Annotated in this window: 23 protein-coding genes; 14 read left to right on the top strand and 9 right to left on the bottom strand. The window is 39.5% G+C overall.

What is annotated here, in order from left to right; all coding sequences use genetic code 11:
- Nucleotides 1-7: 7 nt before the first annotated feature.
- The 6 genes from ACO05G_RS02585 (at nt 8) to murA (ending at nt 4,750) form a co-directional block, all read left to right on the top strand.
- Nucleotides 8-1,297 carry an aminopeptidase P family protein gene (locus ACO05G_RS02585; protein WP_421764551.1) on the top strand — a complete coding sequence of 430 codons (1,290 nt, stop codon included), beginning with the start codon at nt 8-10 and terminating at the stop codon, nt 1,295-1,297.
- A gap of 59 nt (nt 1,298-1,356) precedes the next feature.
- Nucleotides 1,357-1,725, top strand: coding sequence for an endonuclease domain-containing protein (locus ACO05G_RS02590; RefSeq protein ID WP_421764552.1), 369 nt, complete (start codon nt 1,357-1,359; stop codon nt 1,723-1,725).
- Between the two features lie 46 nt (nt 1,726-1,771).
- Entirely contained in the window at nt 1,772-2,191 is a 420-nt protein-coding gene (locus ACO05G_RS02595) for a RidA family protein (RefSeq protein WP_421764553.1), read from the top strand.
- 4 nt (nt 2,192-2,195) lie between these two features.
- Complete coding sequence (locus tag ACO05G_RS02600; protein WP_421764554.1) at nt 2,196-2,615, top strand: DUF5362 family protein; 420 nt, start codon at nt 2,196-2,198, stop codon at nt 2,613-2,615.
- A gap of 40 nt (nt 2,616-2,655) precedes the next feature.
- Entirely contained in the window at nt 2,656-3,342 is a 687-nt protein-coding gene (locus ACO05G_RS02605; RefSeq protein WP_421764555.1) for a DUF4290 domain-containing protein, read from the top strand.
- 100 nt (nt 3,343-3,442) lie between these two features.
- On the top strand, nt 3,443-4,750 hold the full coding sequence (gene murA, locus ACO05G_RS02610) for a UDP-N-acetylglucosamine 1-carboxyvinyltransferase (RefSeq protein WP_421764556.1): 1,308 nt from the start codon (nt 3,443-3,445) through the stop codon (nt 4,748-4,750).
- Here the strand turns inward: murA and ACO05G_RS02615 are convergent.
- Nucleotides 4,747-5,433: a hypothetical protein gene (locus ACO05G_RS02615; protein ID WP_421764557.1), complete on the bottom strand. Its 687-nt coding sequence runs from the start codon at nt 5,431-5,433 to the stop codon at nt 4,747-4,749. The genes murA and ACO05G_RS02615 overlap by 4 nt on opposite strands.
- 43 nt (nt 5,434-5,476) lie before the next feature.
- Nucleotides 5,477-6,388, bottom strand: a complete 912-nt coding sequence (locus ACO05G_RS02620) for an MBL fold metallo-hydrolase (RefSeq protein WP_421764558.1) — start codon at nt 6,386-6,388, stop codon at nt 5,477-5,479.
- A gap of 97 nt (nt 6,389-6,485) precedes the next feature.
- Here ACO05G_RS02620 and ACO05G_RS02625 point away from each other — a divergent pair, with 97 nt between their 5' ends.
- Nucleotides 6,486-7,361 (top strand): thioredoxin family protein, encoded by an 876-nt coding sequence (locus tag ACO05G_RS02625; RefSeq protein ID WP_421764559.1) that lies wholly within the window; start codon nt 6,486-6,488, stop codon nt 7,359-7,361.
- A 38-nt stretch (nt 7,362-7,399) separates the two neighbouring features.
- On the opposite strand, the gene ACO05G_RS02630 is transcribed toward ACO05G_RS02625, so the two are convergent.
- Nucleotides 7,400-8,707: a hypothetical protein gene (locus ACO05G_RS02630; protein ID WP_421764560.1), complete on the bottom strand. Its 1,308-nt coding sequence runs from the start codon at nt 8,705-8,707 to the stop codon at nt 7,400-7,402.
- A gap of 177 nt (nt 8,708-8,884) precedes the next feature.
- On the opposite strand from ACO05G_RS02630, the gene ACO05G_RS02635 reads away from it, so the two are divergent.
- Genes ACO05G_RS02635 through ACO05G_RS02645 form a run of 3 tightly spaced genes read left to right on the top strand, consistent with a single transcriptional unit; the run spans nt 8,885 to nt 10,576 of the window.
- Entirely contained in the window at nt 8,885-9,454 is a 570-nt protein-coding gene (locus ACO05G_RS02635; protein ID WP_348284894.1) for a MarC family protein, read from the top strand.
- Nucleotides 9,451-9,906 carry a ribonuclease HI gene (gene rnhA / locus ACO05G_RS02640; RefSeq protein ID WP_348284893.1) on the top strand — a complete coding sequence of 152 codons (456 nt, stop codon included), beginning with the start codon at nt 9,451-9,453 and terminating at the stop codon, nt 9,904-9,906. Before ACO05G_RS02635 ends, rnhA begins: the two co-directional genes overlap by 4 nt.
- 40 nt (nt 9,907-9,946) lie before the next feature.
- On the top strand, nt 9,947-10,576 hold the full coding sequence (locus tag ACO05G_RS02645; protein ID WP_348284892.1) for a hypothetical protein: 630 nt from the start codon (nt 9,947-9,949) through the stop codon (nt 10,574-10,576).
- Here ACO05G_RS02645 and ACO05G_RS02650 read toward each other — a convergent pair whose 3' ends face one another.
- From ACO05G_RS02650 to ubiE, 4 genes are read right to left on the bottom strand one after another with little or no spacing between them, the layout of a single operon-like run.
- Nucleotides 10,577-11,923, bottom strand: coding sequence for a saccharopine dehydrogenase family protein (locus ACO05G_RS02650; RefSeq protein ID WP_421764561.1), 1,347 nt, complete (start codon nt 11,921-11,923; stop codon nt 10,577-10,579). It lies immediately after the preceding gene.
- A gap of 38 nt (nt 11,924-11,961) precedes the next feature.
- Complete coding sequence (locus tag ACO05G_RS02655; RefSeq protein ID WP_421764562.1) at nt 11,962-12,714, bottom strand: SDR family NAD(P)-dependent oxidoreductase; 753 nt, start codon at nt 12,712-12,714, stop codon at nt 11,962-11,964.
- Between the two features lie 3 nt (nt 12,715-12,717).
- A complete protein-coding gene (locus tag ACO05G_RS02660; RefSeq protein WP_421764563.1) occupies nt 12,718-13,554 on the bottom strand; it encodes a porin family protein in 837 nt (278 codons plus the stop codon).
- The gene (gene ubiE, locus ACO05G_RS02665; RefSeq protein ID WP_421764564.1) at nt 13,503-14,225 is read right to left on the bottom strand and encodes a bifunctional demethylmenaquinone methyltransferase/2-methoxy-6-polyprenyl-1,4-benzoquinol methylase UbiE; all 723 of its coding nucleotides are present in this window, start codon (nt 14,223-14,225) and stop codon (nt 13,503-13,505) included. The genes ACO05G_RS02660 and ubiE overlap by 52 nt, the downstream gene beginning before the upstream one ends.
- 62 nt (nt 14,226-14,287) lie before the next feature.
- On the opposite strand from ubiE, the gene yihA reads away from it, so the two are divergent.
- Genes yihA through ACO05G_RS02680 form a run of 3 tightly spaced genes read left to right on the top strand, consistent with a single transcriptional unit; the run spans nt 14,288 to nt 15,828 of the window.
- Nucleotides 14,288-14,890, top strand: coding sequence for a ribosome biogenesis GTP-binding protein YihA/YsxC (gene yihA, locus ACO05G_RS02670; protein ID WP_421764565.1), 603 nt, complete (start codon nt 14,288-14,290; stop codon nt 14,888-14,890).
- Nucleotides 14,891-14,918: 28 nt separating this feature from the next.
- Nucleotides 14,919-15,383, top strand: a complete 465-nt coding sequence (locus tag ACO05G_RS02675; RefSeq protein WP_421764566.1) for a DUF5606 domain-containing protein — start codon at nt 14,919-14,921, stop codon at nt 15,381-15,383.
- Nucleotides 15,376-15,828, top strand: a complete 453-nt coding sequence (locus ACO05G_RS02680; RefSeq protein WP_421764567.1) for an acyl-CoA thioesterase — start codon at nt 15,376-15,378, stop codon at nt 15,826-15,828. Before ACO05G_RS02675 ends, ACO05G_RS02680 begins: the two co-directional genes overlap by 8 nt.
- Here the strand turns inward: ACO05G_RS02680 and ACO05G_RS02685 are convergent.
- Nucleotides 15,818-16,291 carry a nuclear transport factor 2 family protein gene (locus ACO05G_RS02685; RefSeq protein WP_421764568.1) on the bottom strand — a complete coding sequence of 158 codons (474 nt, stop codon included), beginning with the start codon at nt 16,289-16,291 and terminating at the stop codon, nt 15,818-15,820. The two genes, ACO05G_RS02680 and ACO05G_RS02685, sit on opposite strands and share 11 nt — an antisense overlap.
- Nucleotides 16,292-16,348: 57 nt before the next feature.
- Here ACO05G_RS02685 and ACO05G_RS02690 point away from each other — a divergent pair, with 57 nt between their 5' ends.
- Entirely contained in the window at nt 16,349-16,666 is a 318-nt protein-coding gene (locus tag ACO05G_RS02690) for a hypothetical protein (RefSeq protein ID WP_421764569.1), read from the top strand.
- Here the strand turns inward: ACO05G_RS02690 and fbp are convergent.
- On the bottom strand, nt 16,641-17,648 hold the full coding sequence (gene fbp / locus ACO05G_RS02695; protein WP_421764570.1) for a class 1 fructose-bisphosphatase: 1,008 nt from the start codon (nt 17,646-17,648) through the stop codon (nt 16,641-16,643). The genes ACO05G_RS02690 and fbp overlap by 26 nt on opposite strands.
- Nucleotides 17,649-17,705 lie beyond the last annotated feature (57 nt).

A 17,705-nucleotide genomic window follows, 5' to 3' on the forward strand; every position in this document is an offset into this window, starting at 1 on the left:
ATAACCCATGCGATACGATCCAATTGATAATCAGCTATTCATTCAAAATCGAGCAAACCTTGCAAAACGAATGAAGCCTCGTTCTGTGGCTATTGTTCATGCTAATGATATCATGCCAACTAATGCGGATGGTACGATGAAATTCATGCAAAACAGTAACCTGTTTTGGCTTACCGGAGTGGATCAGGAAGAGTCGATCGTACTGATAGCTCCCGACTTTCCTGATGAAAAAATGCGCGAAATTTTATTTCTAAGGGAAACAAATGCTGAAATCGCAGTTTGGGAAGGTCATAAACTGACGAAAGAGGAGGGGACGGAAACTTCAGGTATTCAAAACATTAAGTGGACTTCTGATTTTGAAAAGCTTTTTTATACCATTCTGGCAGAATGTGATCACATCTACTTAGACAGCAATGAACATATCCGAAATGCGAGTGAGGTGGAGACAAGAAACTCACGTTTTATTAAAGAGTGTAAGGCCAAATACCCGCTTTATGAATACGAACGATTGTTCCCTATTCTTCAAGATCTGAGATGTATTAAGTCTCAAATTGAAATAGATGTCATGCAGCGTGCTTGTGACATTACGGAGCAGGGTTTCAGGAGGGTTTTAGCTTTCACACGACCAGGCGTTATGGAATACGAAGTAGAAGCTGAATACCTTCATGAATTTGTGCGAAACAGATCAAAAGGATTTGCTTATGAGCCGATTATTGGCGGGGGAGGAAACTCGTGTGTCCTGCACTACCTGGAGAATAAAGAACAACTCAAGGATGGAGATATTTTGTTGATGGATGTAGGGGCCGAATATGGAAATTACAATTCAGATATGACGCGGACGATTCCAGTAAACGGCAAATTTACAGAACGCCAGCGCAAGGTCTATGATGCGGTGTTGCGAGTAAAGAATGCAGCGACTGAAATGCTGAAACCTGGTAACAGAATTCCGGAATATCATGCGGAAGTCGGCAAGTTGATGGAGAAAGAATTGCTGGATTTAGGATTGATTGATAAAACTGATATCAAAAATGAAAATCCGGAGTGGCCTGCATATAAAAAGTATTTTATGCATGGAACCTCACACCATATTGGTTTAGATGTGCATGACGTGGCATCTATCTACAAAGAGTTCGAAGAGGGAATGGTTTTTACTGTTGAGCCGGGTATTTACATCCCAGAGGAAAATATTGGGATTCGATTAGAAGATGATATTGTCATTACTAAAGATGGACATATTAACCTGATGAAAAACATCCCAATAGAAGCAGAGGAGATTGAAGAGTTAATGAAGAGTTAAAAACACACCCTCCTAACCTCCCTCAAGGGAGGAATTGTTAACGGCTAGTGTATAATGTTGTGGCTAAAAGTGGGATAATTCCATATCGAAAAGACTTAAAAGAAAAGGCACGTCAACTGAGAAAAGACAGTACTTTATCCGAGATACTTTTATGGCAGGAAATACGGAAAAGACAGCTAGGTGTGCAATTTCATCGCCAAGTACCCGTCCTCGACTATATCGTTGATTTCTATTGTCATGAGATTAAACTAGCTATCGGGATTAATGGATCGAGTCATGAATGGAAAGTAGAATATGATAAACTAAGAGCAAAAAGATTAAAGGCTGCTGGTGTAAGTACTTTAGTTTTTGACGATTTGGATGTAAAAAGAGACATCAATTGGGTTTTAAATCAAATTGTTGAATACTTGCAAGAAGCTGCAAGATAATTGTCCCCTTGAGGGGACCACAGGGGTGGAAACAAAATACAAATTTATGTCGTCACAAAAATTCGATTCAGATAAAGCACCAGAACCAGTTGGTTTATATCCACATGCCAGGCAAGTAGGTGATTTACTTTTTTTATCAGGCGTGGGACCAAGGGAGCGCGGAACCAAGAAGATTCCCGGCGTTGAACTAGATGATAATGGAGATATTGTTAGTTATGATATAGCTGAGCAATGTCACTCTGTTTTTAAAAATGTGAGATTAATACTAGAAGCTTCAGGGGCTAGCTGGGATGATCTGGTGGATGTAACCGTCTTCCTAACCAATATGAAAGACGACTTTAAAACCTACAATAAAATTTATGCTGAGTACTTCAAAGACAATCAGCCGTGTCGAACGACTGTAGAGATTAGTTCTTTACCTACACCAATCGCAATTGAGTTGAAATGCATAGCAGCAATCAAATAAAATTATGGAAGAAAGTGATTTGAAATTAACAGGCTCAGATAAAACCAATTTTTTGGAAACAGCCAAGTGGGGAAAGTTTCTCTCCATTGTAGGCTTTATCATGAGTGGCTTTATTGTTTTAGGAGGTCTGACGTTTGCAGGAGGCGCTTTTAGTGACTTATATCCGGGACTAGGTGGTGGAATTGGTGTTTTTTACGTGCTTTTTGCATTGATATATGTCTTTCCATCGCTCTATTTATATCGTTTCAGTACACAAATCAAATCTGGTATACACAACGACGACCAGCAGCTATGCTCCGAAGCATATAATAATTTAAGGAGATTATTTTTATTCATGGGTGTACTCATGATTGTAACACTTTCGTTGTATGTATTGATCATCCTATTTGCACTTATGGGAGGATTAATGGGAGGTATGCTTTGACCTATTGTTGAATTAGCTATTTTTGAGGCTTAATATTATTATGAATAAATCATTGGAATACAATACTCAGCGCGTACATTTAAAATTGCGAGAGTATGGAAGAAACGTGCAAAACCTGGTTGCACATCTTAAGACAGTCACTGACAAAGAAGATAGAGATAAAAAAGCTGCTACACTGGTAGAGCTGATGAAGTTGATCAACCCGGATCTTGGTAATGACAGTGAGAGCGATCAGAAAGTATGGGATGACCTACACATCATTTCTAATTTTGAACTTGAGATCGAAGGTCCATATCCTAAGCCGGACGCTTCTGTTTTGACTCGAAAGCCTGAGAGACTGAAATATTACTCTAACGAGATAAAATACCGTCATTACGGACGAGGTGTAGAGTTGCTTATCGACCAAGCCATTGCAATGGAGGACCCTAAAGAAAAAGAGGGAGCTGTAGTTGCTATTGGACGATTGATGAAAGGGTTTTTCCAGACATGGAATAAAGAGAGTATCGAAGACGAGCAAATTCTCAAGAATATTAAGCGCCTTTCCGATAATAAACTTGATATTGATATTGAAACTGTGAAGGAACTAGGATTATTTGATTCCGAGAAGAAGCAATTCAGTAGACGAAGCAACAGCAACAACAAGGGCCGTCGAAATACTAATCAAGGAGGAAAAGGCCGCCGACCAAGCAATCAGGGAGGAAGATCGAATAATAGAAGAAGAAATTAATTCGATTTTTAGCGTACAAGATTTTTTGATTTGAAGATCGTTTCGATAGCTTAGTTGCCCAATCGAATAAATTCTAAAATCATCAAATCTTTTATAGATAATGTCATCTTTTCGGGTAGAAGGCGGTCACCAGCTAAATGGTGAAATCACCCCACAGGGAGCTAAAAACGAAGCGCTACAGATCATTTCTGCGGTATTACTCACCGATCAGGAAGTAGTCATCAATAAAATCCCTCAGATCAGGGATGTACTCAAGCTAATTGATTTATTGGCCGATTTAGGAGTGGAAGTTTCAAAGCTCGGTGATGAGTCTTACAGTTTTAAAGCCGCTAATGTCAATTTAGATTTCCTGGATACCGAAGATTTTAAAGAAAAGGCTTCTTCATTAAGGGGTTCAATTATGATCCTTGGCCCACTCTTAGCCCGATTTGGTATTGGTAAAATGCCAAAACCTGGGGGCGATAAAATTGGCAGAAGAAGACTGGACACGCATTTTGTCGGGTTTCAAAAGCTCGGAGCAAAATTTAACTATGATCCACAAACTTCCTTTTATACCGTTGACGGAAGAAATCTAAAGGGAGCTTATATGCTTTTGGATGAAGCTTCCGTAACCGGAACAGCCAATATCATCATGGCGGCTGTTATGGCAGAAGGACTTACCACTATTTATAATGCAGCTTGTGAGCCGTACATTCAGCAGCTATGTAAGATGCTCAACCGCATGGGCGCTAATATTGAAGGTGTTGGCTCGAATCTTCTTAGAATTGAGGGAGTCAATGTGCTGAATGGTACAGCGCATACCATGCTCCCGGACATGATCGAAGTGGGTAGCTTCATTGGGATGGCGGCCATGACTGGTTCGGATATTAGAATCAAAAATGTGCAGATCAGAGAGCTGGGAATAATACCGGAAACCTTTAAGCGACTGGGTATAAAAATGGATTTTGATGGAGACGACATTCATATCCCTGCTCAAGAGCATTATGAAATAGAATCTTACATTGATGGCTCAATTATGACCATTGCTGATGCAATATGGCCGGGACTAACTCCCGATTTATTGAGTGTGATCTTAGTTACAGCTGCACAAGCCAGAGGAACGGTACTTATTCATCAAAAGATGTTTGAGAGCAGGCTATTCTTCGTGGATAAGCTAATTGATATGGGAGCCCAGATCATTCTTTGTGATCCACATAGAGCTACAGTTATCGGGTTGGATAAAGCATATCCATTAAGAGGGATTACAATGACATCTCCGGATATTCGTGCCGGTGTATCGCTTTTGATCGCAGCAATGTCTGCTAAAGGGGTTAGCACCATACATAACATTGATCAAATAGATCGTGGATATCAATTTATAGACCAACGGCTAAATGCTTTGGGAGCTAGAATTGAGCGTATAAACTAATTGAAAGTAGTGGCCTTGTTGGTCATTGCATTTTTAGTATCTACTTGTATTTTGTAACGCAAACTCGCCCTGCAATCATTAGCAATGATGCTGTAATACATATGTTTGTGACCATACTGTCCAGGATAAAAGGTTACCGACTTGCTGCCGGCCTCTATCTCAATAACATCGATAAAGCCTTGATTGTAAAAATCCCTTAAGATTAAATGGTATCCTTTTTTGTATGTGTAATCCGGGTTAACCCAACTTACCGTTAGTGCCGAGGTGTCACTTTTTATTTTTACCAGCCCTTTTTGATCCAGCTCAATCCTGTCGATTTCATAGTGTCTGCTACTTCCCGGGACCACCAGGGTCTTGTAATTGAAATTACACATGATCATACCCTTTTGTTTTAGCTCTTTTGTCAGTGCAAGATGGGTATTGTACCATTTGTTGTGTCTATTACTCTCCTCACCTACTAAGTGCTTTCCTGGAGCCAACTTCATGTGCATGGCGGACTCCACATCCAGTGTTAGATAGCCTTTTTCTGAAATTGTAATCTCATCTTCTTTTGACAGAAAGTGACCTTTTTTGATTTTCTTGCCCGATAGCTGGCTTACTTTTTTTGCCTCCAGAACTTCATATTGTCCATAAGAGGAAAATAGTAAGTGAAAAAGAAGGAGAAGGAGAACGCTGGATTTCATGATTACAATGGCTTAGACTATAAACGAAAATGGATCATGATAATTATTTGTATGTCTTGCCCTGCTCGGCTATGCTGTATCCTTTCTTTAGTAGCTGGATTTTCGTTCGCTGATCAAATAGCAATGGGTTTGTATGATTAAAATGGATAAAAACAATTTTATTCTTAATAGAACGAGGTTCATTTTCAAATAAGGCTATAGTCTCCGTTACGAATGGATGTGGGACTTCACTCATGGCACGGTTCGGTAGTTCACCCTCCTTGTAAAAAGAAGCATCCAGAAATGCATGATTTATGGAAGGATCTCTCAATAGTTCTACTATACTTTGATCCCATTTACTCCATTTATCTATGTCGGGAATAAATAGCGTGCTTTTATCCTTTTGATTGATTCTGAACCCTGCTGTTTCAGAAAACTCGTCTCTATGTGGGACTGTAAACGCTTCAACCTCAAGATTATCGCTGATTTGAATTGCTGAATTTTCGGATAAAGTAAATAGATCAATATTATCCAAGTCAACCAATTGGCTCCATGGGCCATTGGTTTTTAAGAAGTCTATCATTTTCGGAAGTGCATAAACTTTCATTTCTTTTACACCCAGTGCCTCCCGTCCTAGAAACATGAGGCCTGTGTAATGACCAATATGAGCATGTGTCAGAAATATTCCATCAGGCAGATATGGATACTGTTCATCAGTAATATCTCTGAAAAGTTGAAGTTGCTTATCCATGTTCGGGGTTGCATCAAATAACCACCACTGTTTATTTTCTTCGTCAATCAAAGCAAGCGACGACACATACTTTGATAGATTAGGATTCTTGTGAGCCTTTAAGCATTCATTTTGACATCCAATGTGTGGGAACCCACCATCCTGTGCAATTCCTAATACTATAATGGTTTGAGCAAAAGCTAGCTGTGCGAAGAGAAGAAGAAATAGGGTGATTTTTAATCTCATGATATAAAACTAAGGGCTTAACATCTCATTAAGAAATATTATGATTCCATTAACAGGTGATTTGGTTTCTGGCGGTATTCTTTGAGGAAAAAAACAAATGAAGACCTTATCACTAGTATTACTACTTCTAACAACATCGATCTCTTTCTCACAACCCCTCAATCGCACATTTGAAAGTGCTAATGGAAGAATTACACTTCTTGGTGAGGCTAGTATTGAGCGGCTAAACGAAGAACCTTTCGGCGAATGGTACAAGAAGAATCACGATGAATATCAGGTAAATGAAGCGTCCATGGACTTAGAAAAAGCGGATTCTATTACCATTTTTATGGGAACATGGTGTGGAGATAGTAGAAGGGAAGTGCCACGTTTCGTGAAAATCCTGGAGGCTTCAAATTACGATTTGTCAAAGCTTAAAATACTTTGCCTGAATACCGGCTTTCAAAACTATAAACAGGCACCTGAGCGTGAAGAACAGGGTATGAACATTCATCGCGTGCCGACATTCATCTTTCATAATCAGGAGGGAGGGGAGATTGGAAGAATTGTAGAGGAACCAGTGGTATCACTAGAAAAGGATATCCATACAGTTCTTAGCGGCCAAGAATACTCAACAGCCTATCCAATAGCCCAACAACTCATCAAGTACTTGGATCAATATTCCATGAAGGATCTTCGTAAGATGAAATCAAAGCTGGTGAATGAGTTTAAAGCAGGGGAAAATTTCTATGAACTGAATACCTATGGATATGTGCTCTGGACCTCATTCCAAATTCCTGAAGCACAGTTCGTTTTCGAATTAAATGCTTCACTGTTTCCTGATGAGCCTATGGTCCACCAAACACTTGCGAGGTTTATGAATTCACTTGGGGAAAATAAAGTGGCACTCGCTTCAGTGCAAAGAGGACTCAAGATCGAGCCTGAAAATGAAAAACTCCTGGAGATGAGGGCACAATTACTTACAAAGGAGTAGTAGTAAAAGCCCTGCTTCTAGCAGGACTTTTTAATTGTTTACCTTCTTTGCAATGTCACGGATTCATTGATCCAGCATCCTACTGTAATGGATTGACCTTCTTCCATTCCTTCATTGAAAATTTCTTCGATTGATGGAAATTGTTCTTTTGAAGCTTGCATTTGCATCTCATTGCCCGCTTTCTCGTACATTTTATAGGCTGCCAGGAAAACGCCTCGGTCCATTACTTTGCTCTTATCACCTCTGCAGTCATCATAGCTGGTAAAATATAAGTTACCAATGAGGTTATAAGCCTCCTTACTGGCCGGTTTTGAACTCAGCGCTTCATAGGCAAGTGTCCTTGATCTCGACTTATTGCCAAGTTTGCTATTTGCGACTGCTTGACCCATCAATGATTCAAATTTTTCATCCGCGTTAGAAGCCAGCTTCAATGCCTCTTCGTGGTATTTCAATCCTTTATTTATTTCACCGCTAGCTAAGTACTTATTACCAATGGTACTCGCCAGAGCATAAGATGGCTGTTCTTTAAACACCGGCTCGCTGGCCTCCATAAAGAATGGTTTATCCGTGCATTTTGCCTCAACCGAGTATTTGAAAATCTTCTTTGCAGTATTTAAATCCGTTGGATTAGCTCTGAATTTGGGAACTAACTTTTCTTCAATAAACTCACATGTGAGTATTCCTGGGATTGAGCTTAGCCAAGCATCAGTTTTTGATTGTTCTTTGCTTAGTTTTTCGTTGTTTTCTCCATTCTTCCTTTTTTGATCAATGATATCAGAAATCAATGTATGAATATCCAAAACCTTCTCTGCAGGCATCTTGTCGGCATTGATTTGATGGAAATTCTTCGCTAAAAGCATGTAGGTATTTAGGTTGAAGGTTGAAATCTCCGGCCCATTCATTTCGTAAGCTTCAGCATATAAATCTGCTAGCATAGGGTATTTTGAAGGTGTTTTATAGTAAAGCTTGAATGCTTCATACGCTTTTCGGTCCAGCGTAGATGCCGCATTATCAAAATGTGCTATCCGCTGATCATACATCCATAGCAAAGAATCCTGCAGGCGTTCTTTCCGTGCCTTATCCTTCGTCTTTTTAAGGATATCTTCAATGCAGTCTACTCCTTGAATATAAATGGATGGATTTAGGTTCGGGTTATTTTCATACAACCAGTTAAGAGGTACCATAGCTTCCTCATATTTACTTTGAGCGATAAGAAGCTTATAATAAGCTTGCTTTTCCATGGCTTGTGTTTTCATATCAGGGTCTTCCGGCCAATTCCACCCATTTTGGGCTATTGACAAAGAAGTTGCTAGTACCATTAGTACAAATAATGTCTGTTTTATCATGTCCTTTTGAGTTCTATTCCAGATTCTGCCTTTTTAAAATTATTCAGGCTAAAATAATGCCAATGTGACCTTTTGATTTTGTCATTAAATTGATTTGCAAAATGAATAATTTTTTATGCTAATACGGCTATGAATCACATTAGTTTTGTGTTAAATATCATCTAATAAATCAATCTAATGCTCAATTTTAAAGAAATTATTAGTGTTTCCCTTATTCTATTTTCAGTAATAGACATTTTGGGAAGTATTCCCATCATCATAGATCTACGGAAAAAATTTGGACACGTACAGTCCGAGAAGGCAACTATTGTCTCAGGAGTGATCATGGTTATTTTTCTTTTTGTTGGTGAAAGTATTTTAAACCTTTTTGGAATTGACATCAACTCGTTTGCTATTGCTGGGGCGATAATTATGTTTCTTTTAGGAATGGAAATGATTCTGGGTCGACAGTTTTTTCGGTCAGATCCCGATGAAGCAAAAAGTGCTTCTATTGTGCCAATTGCCTTTCCATTGATAGCAGGTGCAGGAACCATGACCACATTAGTTTCTTTAAAAGCAGAGTTCTCCACAGCAAATATTCTTGTTGGAATAGCTGTAAATCTTGTATTTGTATACGTGGTGCTCAAAACAAGCGGTTGGTTGGAAAGAAAGATTGGAAAGGCTGGCTTTAATATTTTAAGAAAAGTATTTGGTATCGTGCTACTTGCGATAGCGATTAAAATATTCAAAAACCACTTATTGGCATGATACAAATGTTTACAGATGGTGCTGCCAAGGGCAATCCGGGTCCTGGTGGCTATGGAACCATTCTTCGTCATGGTAAAAATGAGAAGGAGCTTTCTGATGGTTTTAGGATGACAACCAATAACCGAATGGAGCTATTGGCCGTTATTGCAGGTTTAGAAGCTATTAAGAAGCCGGGTTGGAAAGTCTTGGTGGTGTCTGATAGTAAGTACGTCGTGGATGCCGTCACTAAAGGATGGCTTAAAGGCTGGGTAGTCAAAGACTTTAAAGGGAAAAAGAATCGAGATCTTTGGGAACGGTATTTGAAAGCCTCGGCACCACATGACGTTAGATTCCAATGGGTGAAAGGGCATGCAGGTCATCCGGAGAATGAAAGATGTGATCAACTGGCTGTAGAGGCTGCTGAACGAAAAAATTTAAAAGTTGATACGGCTTTTGAAGCCAGTAGGGAATGATAGACTATTTTAGTAGAGATTATTTAAGAGGGTTACCGATATGAATATTAATAGAGGCATTTTTTATTTTCTTTTTGCGGCAATCGTGATTGGATCTTTGGTGATCTACTTCAAGATCCAACGTGACATGAAGTTGGAAAATCCAAATTTGACTGATTTGGCTACAGAGCCTGATTTATTGATGAATATTGCAGACCGGACATTACAAGATAAAAAATCAGCCACAGCAATTAACTTTTTGGAAGACGCCATTAAAATGATGAAGCTGTTGGAGAAAGATGGTGACAGTGTCAGTACCGGAGCGATTGAATTGGCCATTAAGGATCTTCAGGTGGTAGAGATGCACATCAAAGCAGAGGATATCAACGAAGATTTAATGTATGAAGCCTTTGCTGATGCAATGAATTCTTTAGCCTTTGCTTCCCTTCGAATTTCCGAACAATTTATTAGAGAGGGGAAGAAAGAGGAGGCACGAGTTACGATCAATCATGCTATGGACCACTTGCAGAACTCGATTCGCTTTGCAAGAGGTGACCAAAAGGAAAATGAGATAAAAATTGCTGCCCATCTTCAAAATCTAATTGATAACCATTTAGAGAATGACGTTTCAGAGATTGATTACGTGATGGCTGAAATTGACTCAGTTGTTAAAGCTCATGTCATCAAGTAATCAGTAGAAAGTAGGCTCTACTTCTCGCTCATTGAATTTTAAGCCGGTATTTATAAGCTCTTCTAACACAGGCTCGTAAATCTCCTTTTTGATGGGTACATGAACCCCGCTCAAATTGATTTTACCTTTCAAAATCAATTTAGCAGCAATTGCTAATGGCAACCCTACAGTTTTTGACATAGCCGTGTTCACCTCATCATCACCTAGTGCGACCATGCTGGATTCAATCTGCTTTGGAGTACCATCTGCAATAAAATTGAACTTATGCCACATGACAATCATGTCTTTATCCTCCGGATCCAACGTCCATTTCTTTTTCAAAATATGCTCAAGAACCTGAGCAGGTGTACCTTTATCTAAGCCTATCAGCTCCTCTTCAAACATTCCAAGCCATCTGAGCTTAAACATGATTCCATTATCCAGATCGAGATTCAAGTAGTGAGCCAATTTTAGCTCTATGGAATCATTTGGATTATAGGTTAGAAATGAGTTGATGAATTGCCTGTGGGTCATTTCAGAAACATTTTCCATTTCATACGTGTCATCTGTTGCTCCCAATTGAACAAAAACATCCCAGGCTGCACAGTATCCGGGTCTTCTTAAAGTGCCTCGGTAGAGTGTTTTGATTCCTCTTAGATTATAAACATCCAAATATGCTAGGGAATCTCTGTTTGCATAGCCTTCGAAATATCCATGATCCGGTATGTAAATGGCCTCCGTACGCCTAAAAAGCTTTTGGTATGGGATGTATTTGTATCTTCCTTCCTGAATGAATTTGCAGGTTCCCTGACCCGCTAGGACCACATTTCTTGGATTCCAGGTAAACTTATACTTCCATGGGTTATCACCGACTGACTCTTCAGCAACCAAACCCCCTGTGAAGGTTTCAAAACCTGTTAGCTTATAGCCCTTTTCTCGTAAATCATCCAATACTTTCATGGCGGACATATGATCTATTCCTGGATCCAGACCCATTTCCATGATCATAAGCTTACCTGCACTTTCAAACTGTCCATGTAAAGCCTTAATCTCCTCGGTTAGATAAGAGGCAGTTAAGAAATGTTTTTGTAGCTCCGCACACTTTCTAGCTACGTGAATGTGGAGTGAAGCTGGAAGCATTGAAATAATCAAATCGTGATCCTGCACAAGCTGAGATAGATATTCTGCATCAAATACATCAAAAGGAACCGCTTTAGCATTCTCATGCCCATTTATTTTTGCCTCAGCAAGAGTTAGGTCTTTTTCAGCAATGGTTAGATTCCACTCTTCAGTGCTGGCATGATCCAGTAGATAATTGATAAGTGCGGTTGATGATTTGCCCGCCCCAATGATGAGGATATTTTGCATCCGGCAAATATGTGTTTATCGTAAATCTTTCAAAAAGACTATTGACTTTTTTTATTCACAATTGTACTACTGGCTTGATCAGTCGGTAAGATTAGCAAGTCACCAATCATGACATGAGCAGGTCGACTAAGTACAAATTCGATGGTTTCGGCTACATCATGCGCGGTGAGAGGTGTGTAGTTCTTGTAAACCTGCTCGGCTTTCTCAGAATTTCCTTTAAATCGTACCTCGCTAAATTCTGTCTCGACAAGACCAGGGTCAATAGAGGTGACTTTGATTCCATGTTCATTCAAATCCATCCTCATTCCCTTTGTGAGTGCATCTACGGCGTGTTTGGAAGCACAATACACATTTCCTTTTGGATAAACCTCTAAACCTGCGATCGAACTTATGTTAATGATGTGGCCCTTCTTCCGTGCTACCATACCTGATAAAACAGCTTTGCTTACATAAAGAAGACCTTTTACATTAATATCAATCATGGCATCCCAATCATCTGTATTGCCATCATGGATTAAATCCAGTCCATGTGCATTTCCAGCATTGTTGATGAGGATGTCTACCTTTTGCCATTCTTCTGGCAATGAGTTGATAGCTTTGAAAACAGTGTCTTTATCTCGCACGTCAAACGAAAGAATTTGTGATTCACCAGCTAGCTCTGCTTGAAGTGATTCCAACCGATCTTTCCTTCTCCCACAAATAATCAATCGATATTGCTTGGTGAGAAGCCTTGCTGTTGCTTCTCCAATCCCACTTGTTGCTCCTGTTATTAATGCTATTGGTTGACTCATTATTTAGCCCCTTCCTTTTCCACCTTTTAATCGCTTTTTCTGTCGGGCTTTTATTTGGCCTGCACCTTTGGTTTGCTTTCCAAGTTTACGTTTAGTGCTAGGTCCCCCCTCAAATGTGATGAAGATCCCCAGGTTTTGAGTAGTCAGTTTTTCTAAACCGATGCTAAAATCATTTGGATCATCTGTTAACATGTTTCTCAACCCATACGAGTACCTGATTTCTGGCGAGAATTTGAAGAATGGGTAAAAAATATCTAATCCTACGCCTACATCGATAGCCAGATTCCAGTTTCTAAGCTCAAGTTTTTGTCCAATATCCTGTTCATCTCCTTTACCAGAAGCTTCCAGTGAAGGATTTATCCCTGCCACCAAATACATAGCGATATTCCCTCTACGAGCAGATTTGTATTTTAAAAGCATCGGTAATTCTACCATGGTAGCGTCTTTTAGTTCTCGCTGAGTGGTGCCATTGGTAAAGCGATAACTAAGATCATTTTCATAGAAACCTACGGTTGGCAATAAGCGAAAATCTAAATATTCAGCAAGCTTCATGTTAATGACGAAACCGAGCTTAAATCCTCCCAGATTGCCGGGAATGATTGAATGCACGGTATCCATAGCAGGAGATGTGAATTCCTCTGAGTAGCGAATCATGTATTTGGAGGAGTGAACGCTAATAAGGAATCCATAGTGGATCCATTGATCTTCATAATTAATGAGGTTGTCAGATGGGTTATTCTGAGCTGTTGATGAATAGCCCATCCCAAAAAGCACTATGAATGCAAGGACTACTTTTCTCCCACGTAGATTGAGCTGATGCCTAGGGTTAATGGTTTGCATTTAGTGTTTTTATATCCTGTTTTTTTCAGAATCTCCAAAAAATCATCCCCAAATGGAAATTCATTTACTGATTCTGGCAAGTAAGTATAGGCAGCATTGTCTTTCGAAACCACCTTTCCAATCTTCGGTAATATCCAACGAAAATAAAAATTATATAATTGTTTGAACGGAAATATTGTAGGTTTTGAAAATTCTAAAATCACCGCGCGACCTCCTGGTCTTAAAACTCGATTCATTTCAGATAACCCCTTTTCCAGATTCTCAAAGTTTCTCACCCCAAATGCAACGATCACCGCATCAAATGTATTGTCTTCAAAATGAATGTTTTCAGAGTCTCCCGATTGCATATCAATGATATCCGAGTACCCTCTTTTTTTCATTTTTTTACGGCCTACATTCAACATTCCTTCAGAAATATCAACACCTATCACTTTTTCCGGATCAAGTCTTAATGACTCAATAGCAAAATCACCCGTTCCTGTTGCTATATCAAGGATTTTTTTTGGTTTTAGGTCACTCAACATCTTGATTGCTTTCTTTCGCCATCTGATATCAATGCCCAAGCTTAAGAAATGATTAAGAAAGTCGTATTTCCCAGAAATGCTATCGAACATTTCAGCTACCTGCTTCTTCTTTGCATCCGACTTATCTTTGTATGGAAGTACCGTCATAATTGCCGCAATATTAGTGGATTAAACCCGTGTACGGTTCAAATGTTATCAGTTTCTTCCTTATGCAGATAAAATCAGCCGAATTTGTTATAAGCAGTCCAAATGTGACTGATTGTCCCGAGTCCTCTATTCCTGAGTACGCCTTTATAGGTAGATCCAATGTGGGGAAGTCGAGTTTGATAAATCATTTGACTAATCGAAAAAAGTTAGCAAAGACTTCATCTACGCCTGGCAAGACTCAGCTAATCAATCACTTCATAATCAATGATACTTGGTATTTGGTTGATTTACCAGGGTACGGATGGGCGCAAACAAGTAAAGTTAATAAAGCTGCCTGGAAGAAAATGATCAATTCATACTTACAAGAGCGTCAAAATTTAGCTTGCGTGTTTGTCTTAGTTGACATTAGGCACGAGCCCCAAAAGGTTGATTTGGAGTTCATGGAGTGGTTGGGGACAGAGGGGATTCCTTTCTCAATTGTTTTTACAAAGGCTGATAAGCTGGGTAAAACGCAGATCCAGTCAAACGTGGCGGGCTATAAAAAGGAGATGAAGAAAACATGGGAAGAGCTTCCTCCAACTTTTATTACCTCATCGTCTGAGCGTATGGGCGGTAAAGAAATTTTAGAATTTATTGATCGAATTAATGCAGAGATAGCCGGATAGGATATTTTTGCGATTTCAAAATTTAATTATGGAGTTTAGTGATATAGCAGCAGTTTCCGGAAAGGGAACACTATTCAATATTGTTCAACCTACACGTACAGGAGTGATTCTGGAGACATTGGATGAGCATAAAAAGAAGATGGTAGCCACCATGCATAATAAGGTAAGCATTCTGTCAGAGATTTCGATCTATACCACGGATGCTGAAGGGGCTGTTCCATTGGAAGACGTCATGAAGAAAATTCATGCAGAATTCGCCGGCGATACCGATCTGGATAAGAATAGCAGTCCGGAAGAATTGAAAGCTTTTTTGAAATTCATTCTACCAGATTATGACGAGTCTAGAGTATATGTTTCAGACATAAAAAAGGTAGTAAGTTGGTATGATCAACTGGTAAAACAAGCTCCGGAAGTGCTTGAGGAAAAGAAAGAAGAGAAGAAAAAAACTCCAAAAAAGAAAGCCGAGAAAGAGGAGGAAAAGAACAGTGAGTGAAATAAAATTTAAATTTCGTGTACGCTGGGCTGATCTGGATCCCAATGGACATATGCGCCATACGGCCTATAATGATTATTGTGCTCAGGCACGTCTGATGTATTTTGAGGAGATCAGCATGCCATTTCAAAAGCTGCTGAGCATGAATATTGGTCCAATTTTATTTAGAGAAGACACACGTTTCTTTAAGGAAATTCGGATGAATGAAGAGTTTGAAGTTGGATTTACAATTTCCAGGCTAAGAAAGGATGGCTCCAAGTGGTCGTTCAGGCATAATATTTATACGAAAGACGGAGATCTATCAGCAAAAATCGATGTAGACGGAGCGTGGCTTGATACTGTAAAGAGAAGAACCACAATTCCCCCAAAGGAGCTCAGTGATATCCTTGTAGATTCGATTAAATCTGAGGATTTCGAATGGATTCGGGATAAAGTCAAGGCTTAATTTCATCTGGGATGACACAGTCCGACTTTCGTCTCGTATCAACCAAATGAAATATTTTCCAGCCATCTTCTCGCTTGATTAAATGAAAGGCATCAACACCGCAGTGTGAGAATTGATCATCTACATAGAAAGCGTAATCAACCCAAACAGAAGCTAAATTTCCATCCACCTCAACTTTCTCATTCCAAATAGGCTCATTCCAAACCTGATCCTTCGGTTGTCCTACCGCATTAATAAATCGTTGAAAATCACCATTTACAAGCGTGGACTTACCCTCTTGATTGATAAAAGCGGTAAAAGTATTCGGCTCTTCAACAAAGCTGCTTTTTAGTAGCGTGCTATCACTCGTTCTCATTGCTTCAAAAACATTGTTAATGACCTGCATAATATCGTTCTTGTCATTTTCCTGACTGAAAGAGGTCAGGTAAAAGCAACAGAAGAGCACGACGATGAGTTTTTTCATAACAAAGTTTTTAAGTAGATTAAAAATCACTGATAATTGCTTAACCAGCCTTTATTCATGGATGAAGTTACATTAGTAAGAAGCAGTTATCAGCTGATCCGAAAAGATTTAGGATTAGAGGAGCATTTAGATTTTAAGGAGGGAGAAAATGAAGCTGATCGGTTAGAAGATTTCTTAACTAAACAGGTCAATTACCTTTTAGATCATGATTTCAATCGATTGCTCAATATCCTATATCGGATAGATATCCCTGAAAATAAGGTGAAAGCATTGCTTCAGAAATCTGCTCAAGGAGAGATTGCTCGTAACTTGGCACTAGCGATTATCAAACGGGAAAGACAAAAAGTCATTACCCGGCAACAGTATCAGCCTTGATAAAAGACATGGCATGCTCTACCATTTTTGCAGATCCGAGGTAAAGGGGAGATCGCTGGTGAAAAGCAGTCGGTTGGATGTCTAGTATTCTTTCTTTGCCATTGGTAGCAACACCGCCTGATTGCTCTGCTATGAACGCCAACGCATTGCATTCGTAAAGCAAACGGAGTTTACCATCTGGAGCTTTGTCAGTATTCGGATACAGGTAGATTCCACCTTTTAGCATATTTCTATGAAAGTCAGCCACCAGAGAGCCAATGTATCTGGCAGTCATTGCTTTTTTCTTACAATCATCCACATACTGCCTTACCCACTCATCAAATGCATAATAATTGCCCTCATTGATTGAGTAAATTTTACCATCCTTTGGACACTTCATGTGATCTTGAGAAAGCACAAACTCACCTAAACTTGGTTCTAGTGTGAATGCATGTACGCCTCTTCCGGTAGTGTAGACTAACATGGTTGAAGAGCCATACAAGATATATCCGGCAGCTACCTGTTCAGTTCCTTTTTGCAAAACATCTTCTTCCTGCACAGGTCCTCCAACTGGAGAAATACGTTTGTAAATAGAAAATATGGTTCCTATCGAAACATTTACATCAATATTCGAACTCCCGTCTAAGGGGTCGATAGCCACTACATACCGGCAGTTGGGGTTTAAATGGATGATTTCTTGCTCTTCTTCTGAAACAACTGCACAAGTCATTCCTCCATTTTTAAGGGCTCTGGTAAATCTAATATCAGCGACTACATCCAATTTCTGCTGGTCTTCTCCCTGAACGTTTTTTTCGCCAAAACCTCCTGTAATATCCAACAAGCCTGACTTGTTCACCTCTTTATTGATGATTTTGCCTGCCAAAGCAATGTCTCTCAAAAGCTGCGAAAGCTCACCAGTGGCAGATGAAAATTCATCCTCTTTTTGCTTAATAAAGCGGTCTAAGGTTGTTCCTATGGGTAGGCCAAGCTTACTTTTGTTCATAAGGGGTAGCTAATTCAGAATTTAGTTTGAATTTCAAACCACGAAATTAATTCATTC

It is taken from the genome of Ekhidna sp., assembly GCF_965227465.1.
In the GTDB taxonomy this organism is placed as follows: Bacteria; Bacteroidota; Bacteroidia; order Cytophagales; family Cyclobacteriaceae; genus Ekhidna.

What these genes read in the sequence shown, in the direction of transcription:
- ACO05G_RS02585 (WP_421764551.1), top strand. Translation starts at nt 8, where the DNA reads ATGCGATACGATCCAATTGATAATCAGCTATTCATTCAAAATCGAGCA.
- ACO05G_RS02595 (WP_421764553.1), top strand. Translation starts at nt 1,772, where the DNA reads ATGTCGTCACAAAAATTCGATTCAGATAAAGCACCAGAACCAGTTGGT.
- ACO05G_RS02600 (WP_421764554.1), top strand. Translation starts at nt 2,196, where the DNA reads ATGGAAGAAAGTGATTTGAAATTAACAGGCTCAGATAAAACCAATTTT.
- ACO05G_RS02605 (WP_421764555.1), top strand. Translation starts at nt 2,656, where the DNA reads ATGAATAAATCATTGGAATACAATACTCAGCGCGTACATTTAAAATTG.
- murA (WP_421764556.1), top strand. Translation starts at nt 3,443, where the DNA reads ATGTCATCTTTTCGGGTAGAAGGCGGTCACCAGCTAAATGGTGAAATC.
- ACO05G_RS02615 (WP_421764557.1), bottom strand. Translation starts at nt 5,433, where the DNA reads ATGAAATCCAGCGTTCTCCTTCTCCTTCTTTTTCACTTACTATTTTCC.
- ACO05G_RS02620 (WP_421764558.1), bottom strand. Translation starts at nt 6,388, where the DNA reads ATGAGATTAAAAATCACCCTATTTCTTCTTCTCTTCGCACAGCTAGCT.
- ACO05G_RS02625 (WP_421764559.1), top strand. Translation starts at nt 6,486, where the DNA reads ATGAAGACCTTATCACTAGTATTACTACTTCTAACAACATCGATCTCT.
- ACO05G_RS02630 (WP_421764560.1), bottom strand. Translation starts at nt 8,707, where the DNA reads ATGATAAAACAGACATTATTTGTACTAATGGTACTAGCAACTTCTTTG.
- ACO05G_RS02635 (WP_348284894.1), top strand. Translation starts at nt 8,885, where the DNA reads ATGCTCAATTTTAAAGAAATTATTAGTGTTTCCCTTATTCTATTTTCA.
- rnhA (WP_348284893.1), top strand. Translation starts at nt 9,451, where the DNA reads ATGATACAAATGTTTACAGATGGTGCTGCCAAGGGCAATCCGGGTCCT.
- ACO05G_RS02645 (WP_348284892.1), top strand. Translation starts at nt 9,947, where the DNA reads ATGAATATTAATAGAGGCATTTTTTATTTTCTTTTTGCGGCAATCGTG.
- ACO05G_RS02650 (WP_421764561.1), bottom strand. Translation starts at nt 11,923, where the DNA reads ATGCAAAATATCCTCATCATTGGGGCGGGCAAATCATCAACCGCACTT.
- ACO05G_RS02655 (WP_421764562.1), bottom strand. Translation starts at nt 12,714, where the DNA reads ATGAGTCAACCAATAGCATTAATAACAGGAGCAACAAGTGGGATTGGA.
- ACO05G_RS02660 (WP_421764563.1), bottom strand. Translation starts at nt 13,554, where the DNA reads ATGCAAACCATTAACCCTAGGCATCAGCTCAATCTACGTGGGAGAAAA.
- ubiE (WP_421764564.1), bottom strand. Translation starts at nt 14,225, where the DNA reads ATGACGGTACTTCCATACAAAGATAAGTCGGATGCAAAGAAGAAGCAG.
- yihA (WP_421764565.1), top strand. Translation starts at nt 14,288, where the DNA reads ATGCAGATAAAATCAGCCGAATTTGTTATAAGCAGTCCAAATGTGACT.
- ACO05G_RS02675 (WP_421764566.1), top strand. Translation starts at nt 14,919, where the DNA reads ATGGAGTTTAGTGATATAGCAGCAGTTTCCGGAAAGGGAACACTATTC.
- ACO05G_RS02685 (WP_421764568.1), bottom strand. Translation starts at nt 16,291, where the DNA reads ATGAAAAAACTCATCGTCGTGCTCTTCTGTTGCTTTTACCTGACCTCT.
- ACO05G_RS02690 (WP_421764569.1), top strand. Translation starts at nt 16,349, where the DNA reads ATGGATGAAGTTACATTAGTAAGAAGCAGTTATCAGCTGATCCGAAAA.
- fbp (WP_421764570.1), bottom strand. Translation starts at nt 17,648, where the DNA reads ATGAACAAAAGTAAGCTTGGCCTACCCATAGGAACAACCTTAGACCGC.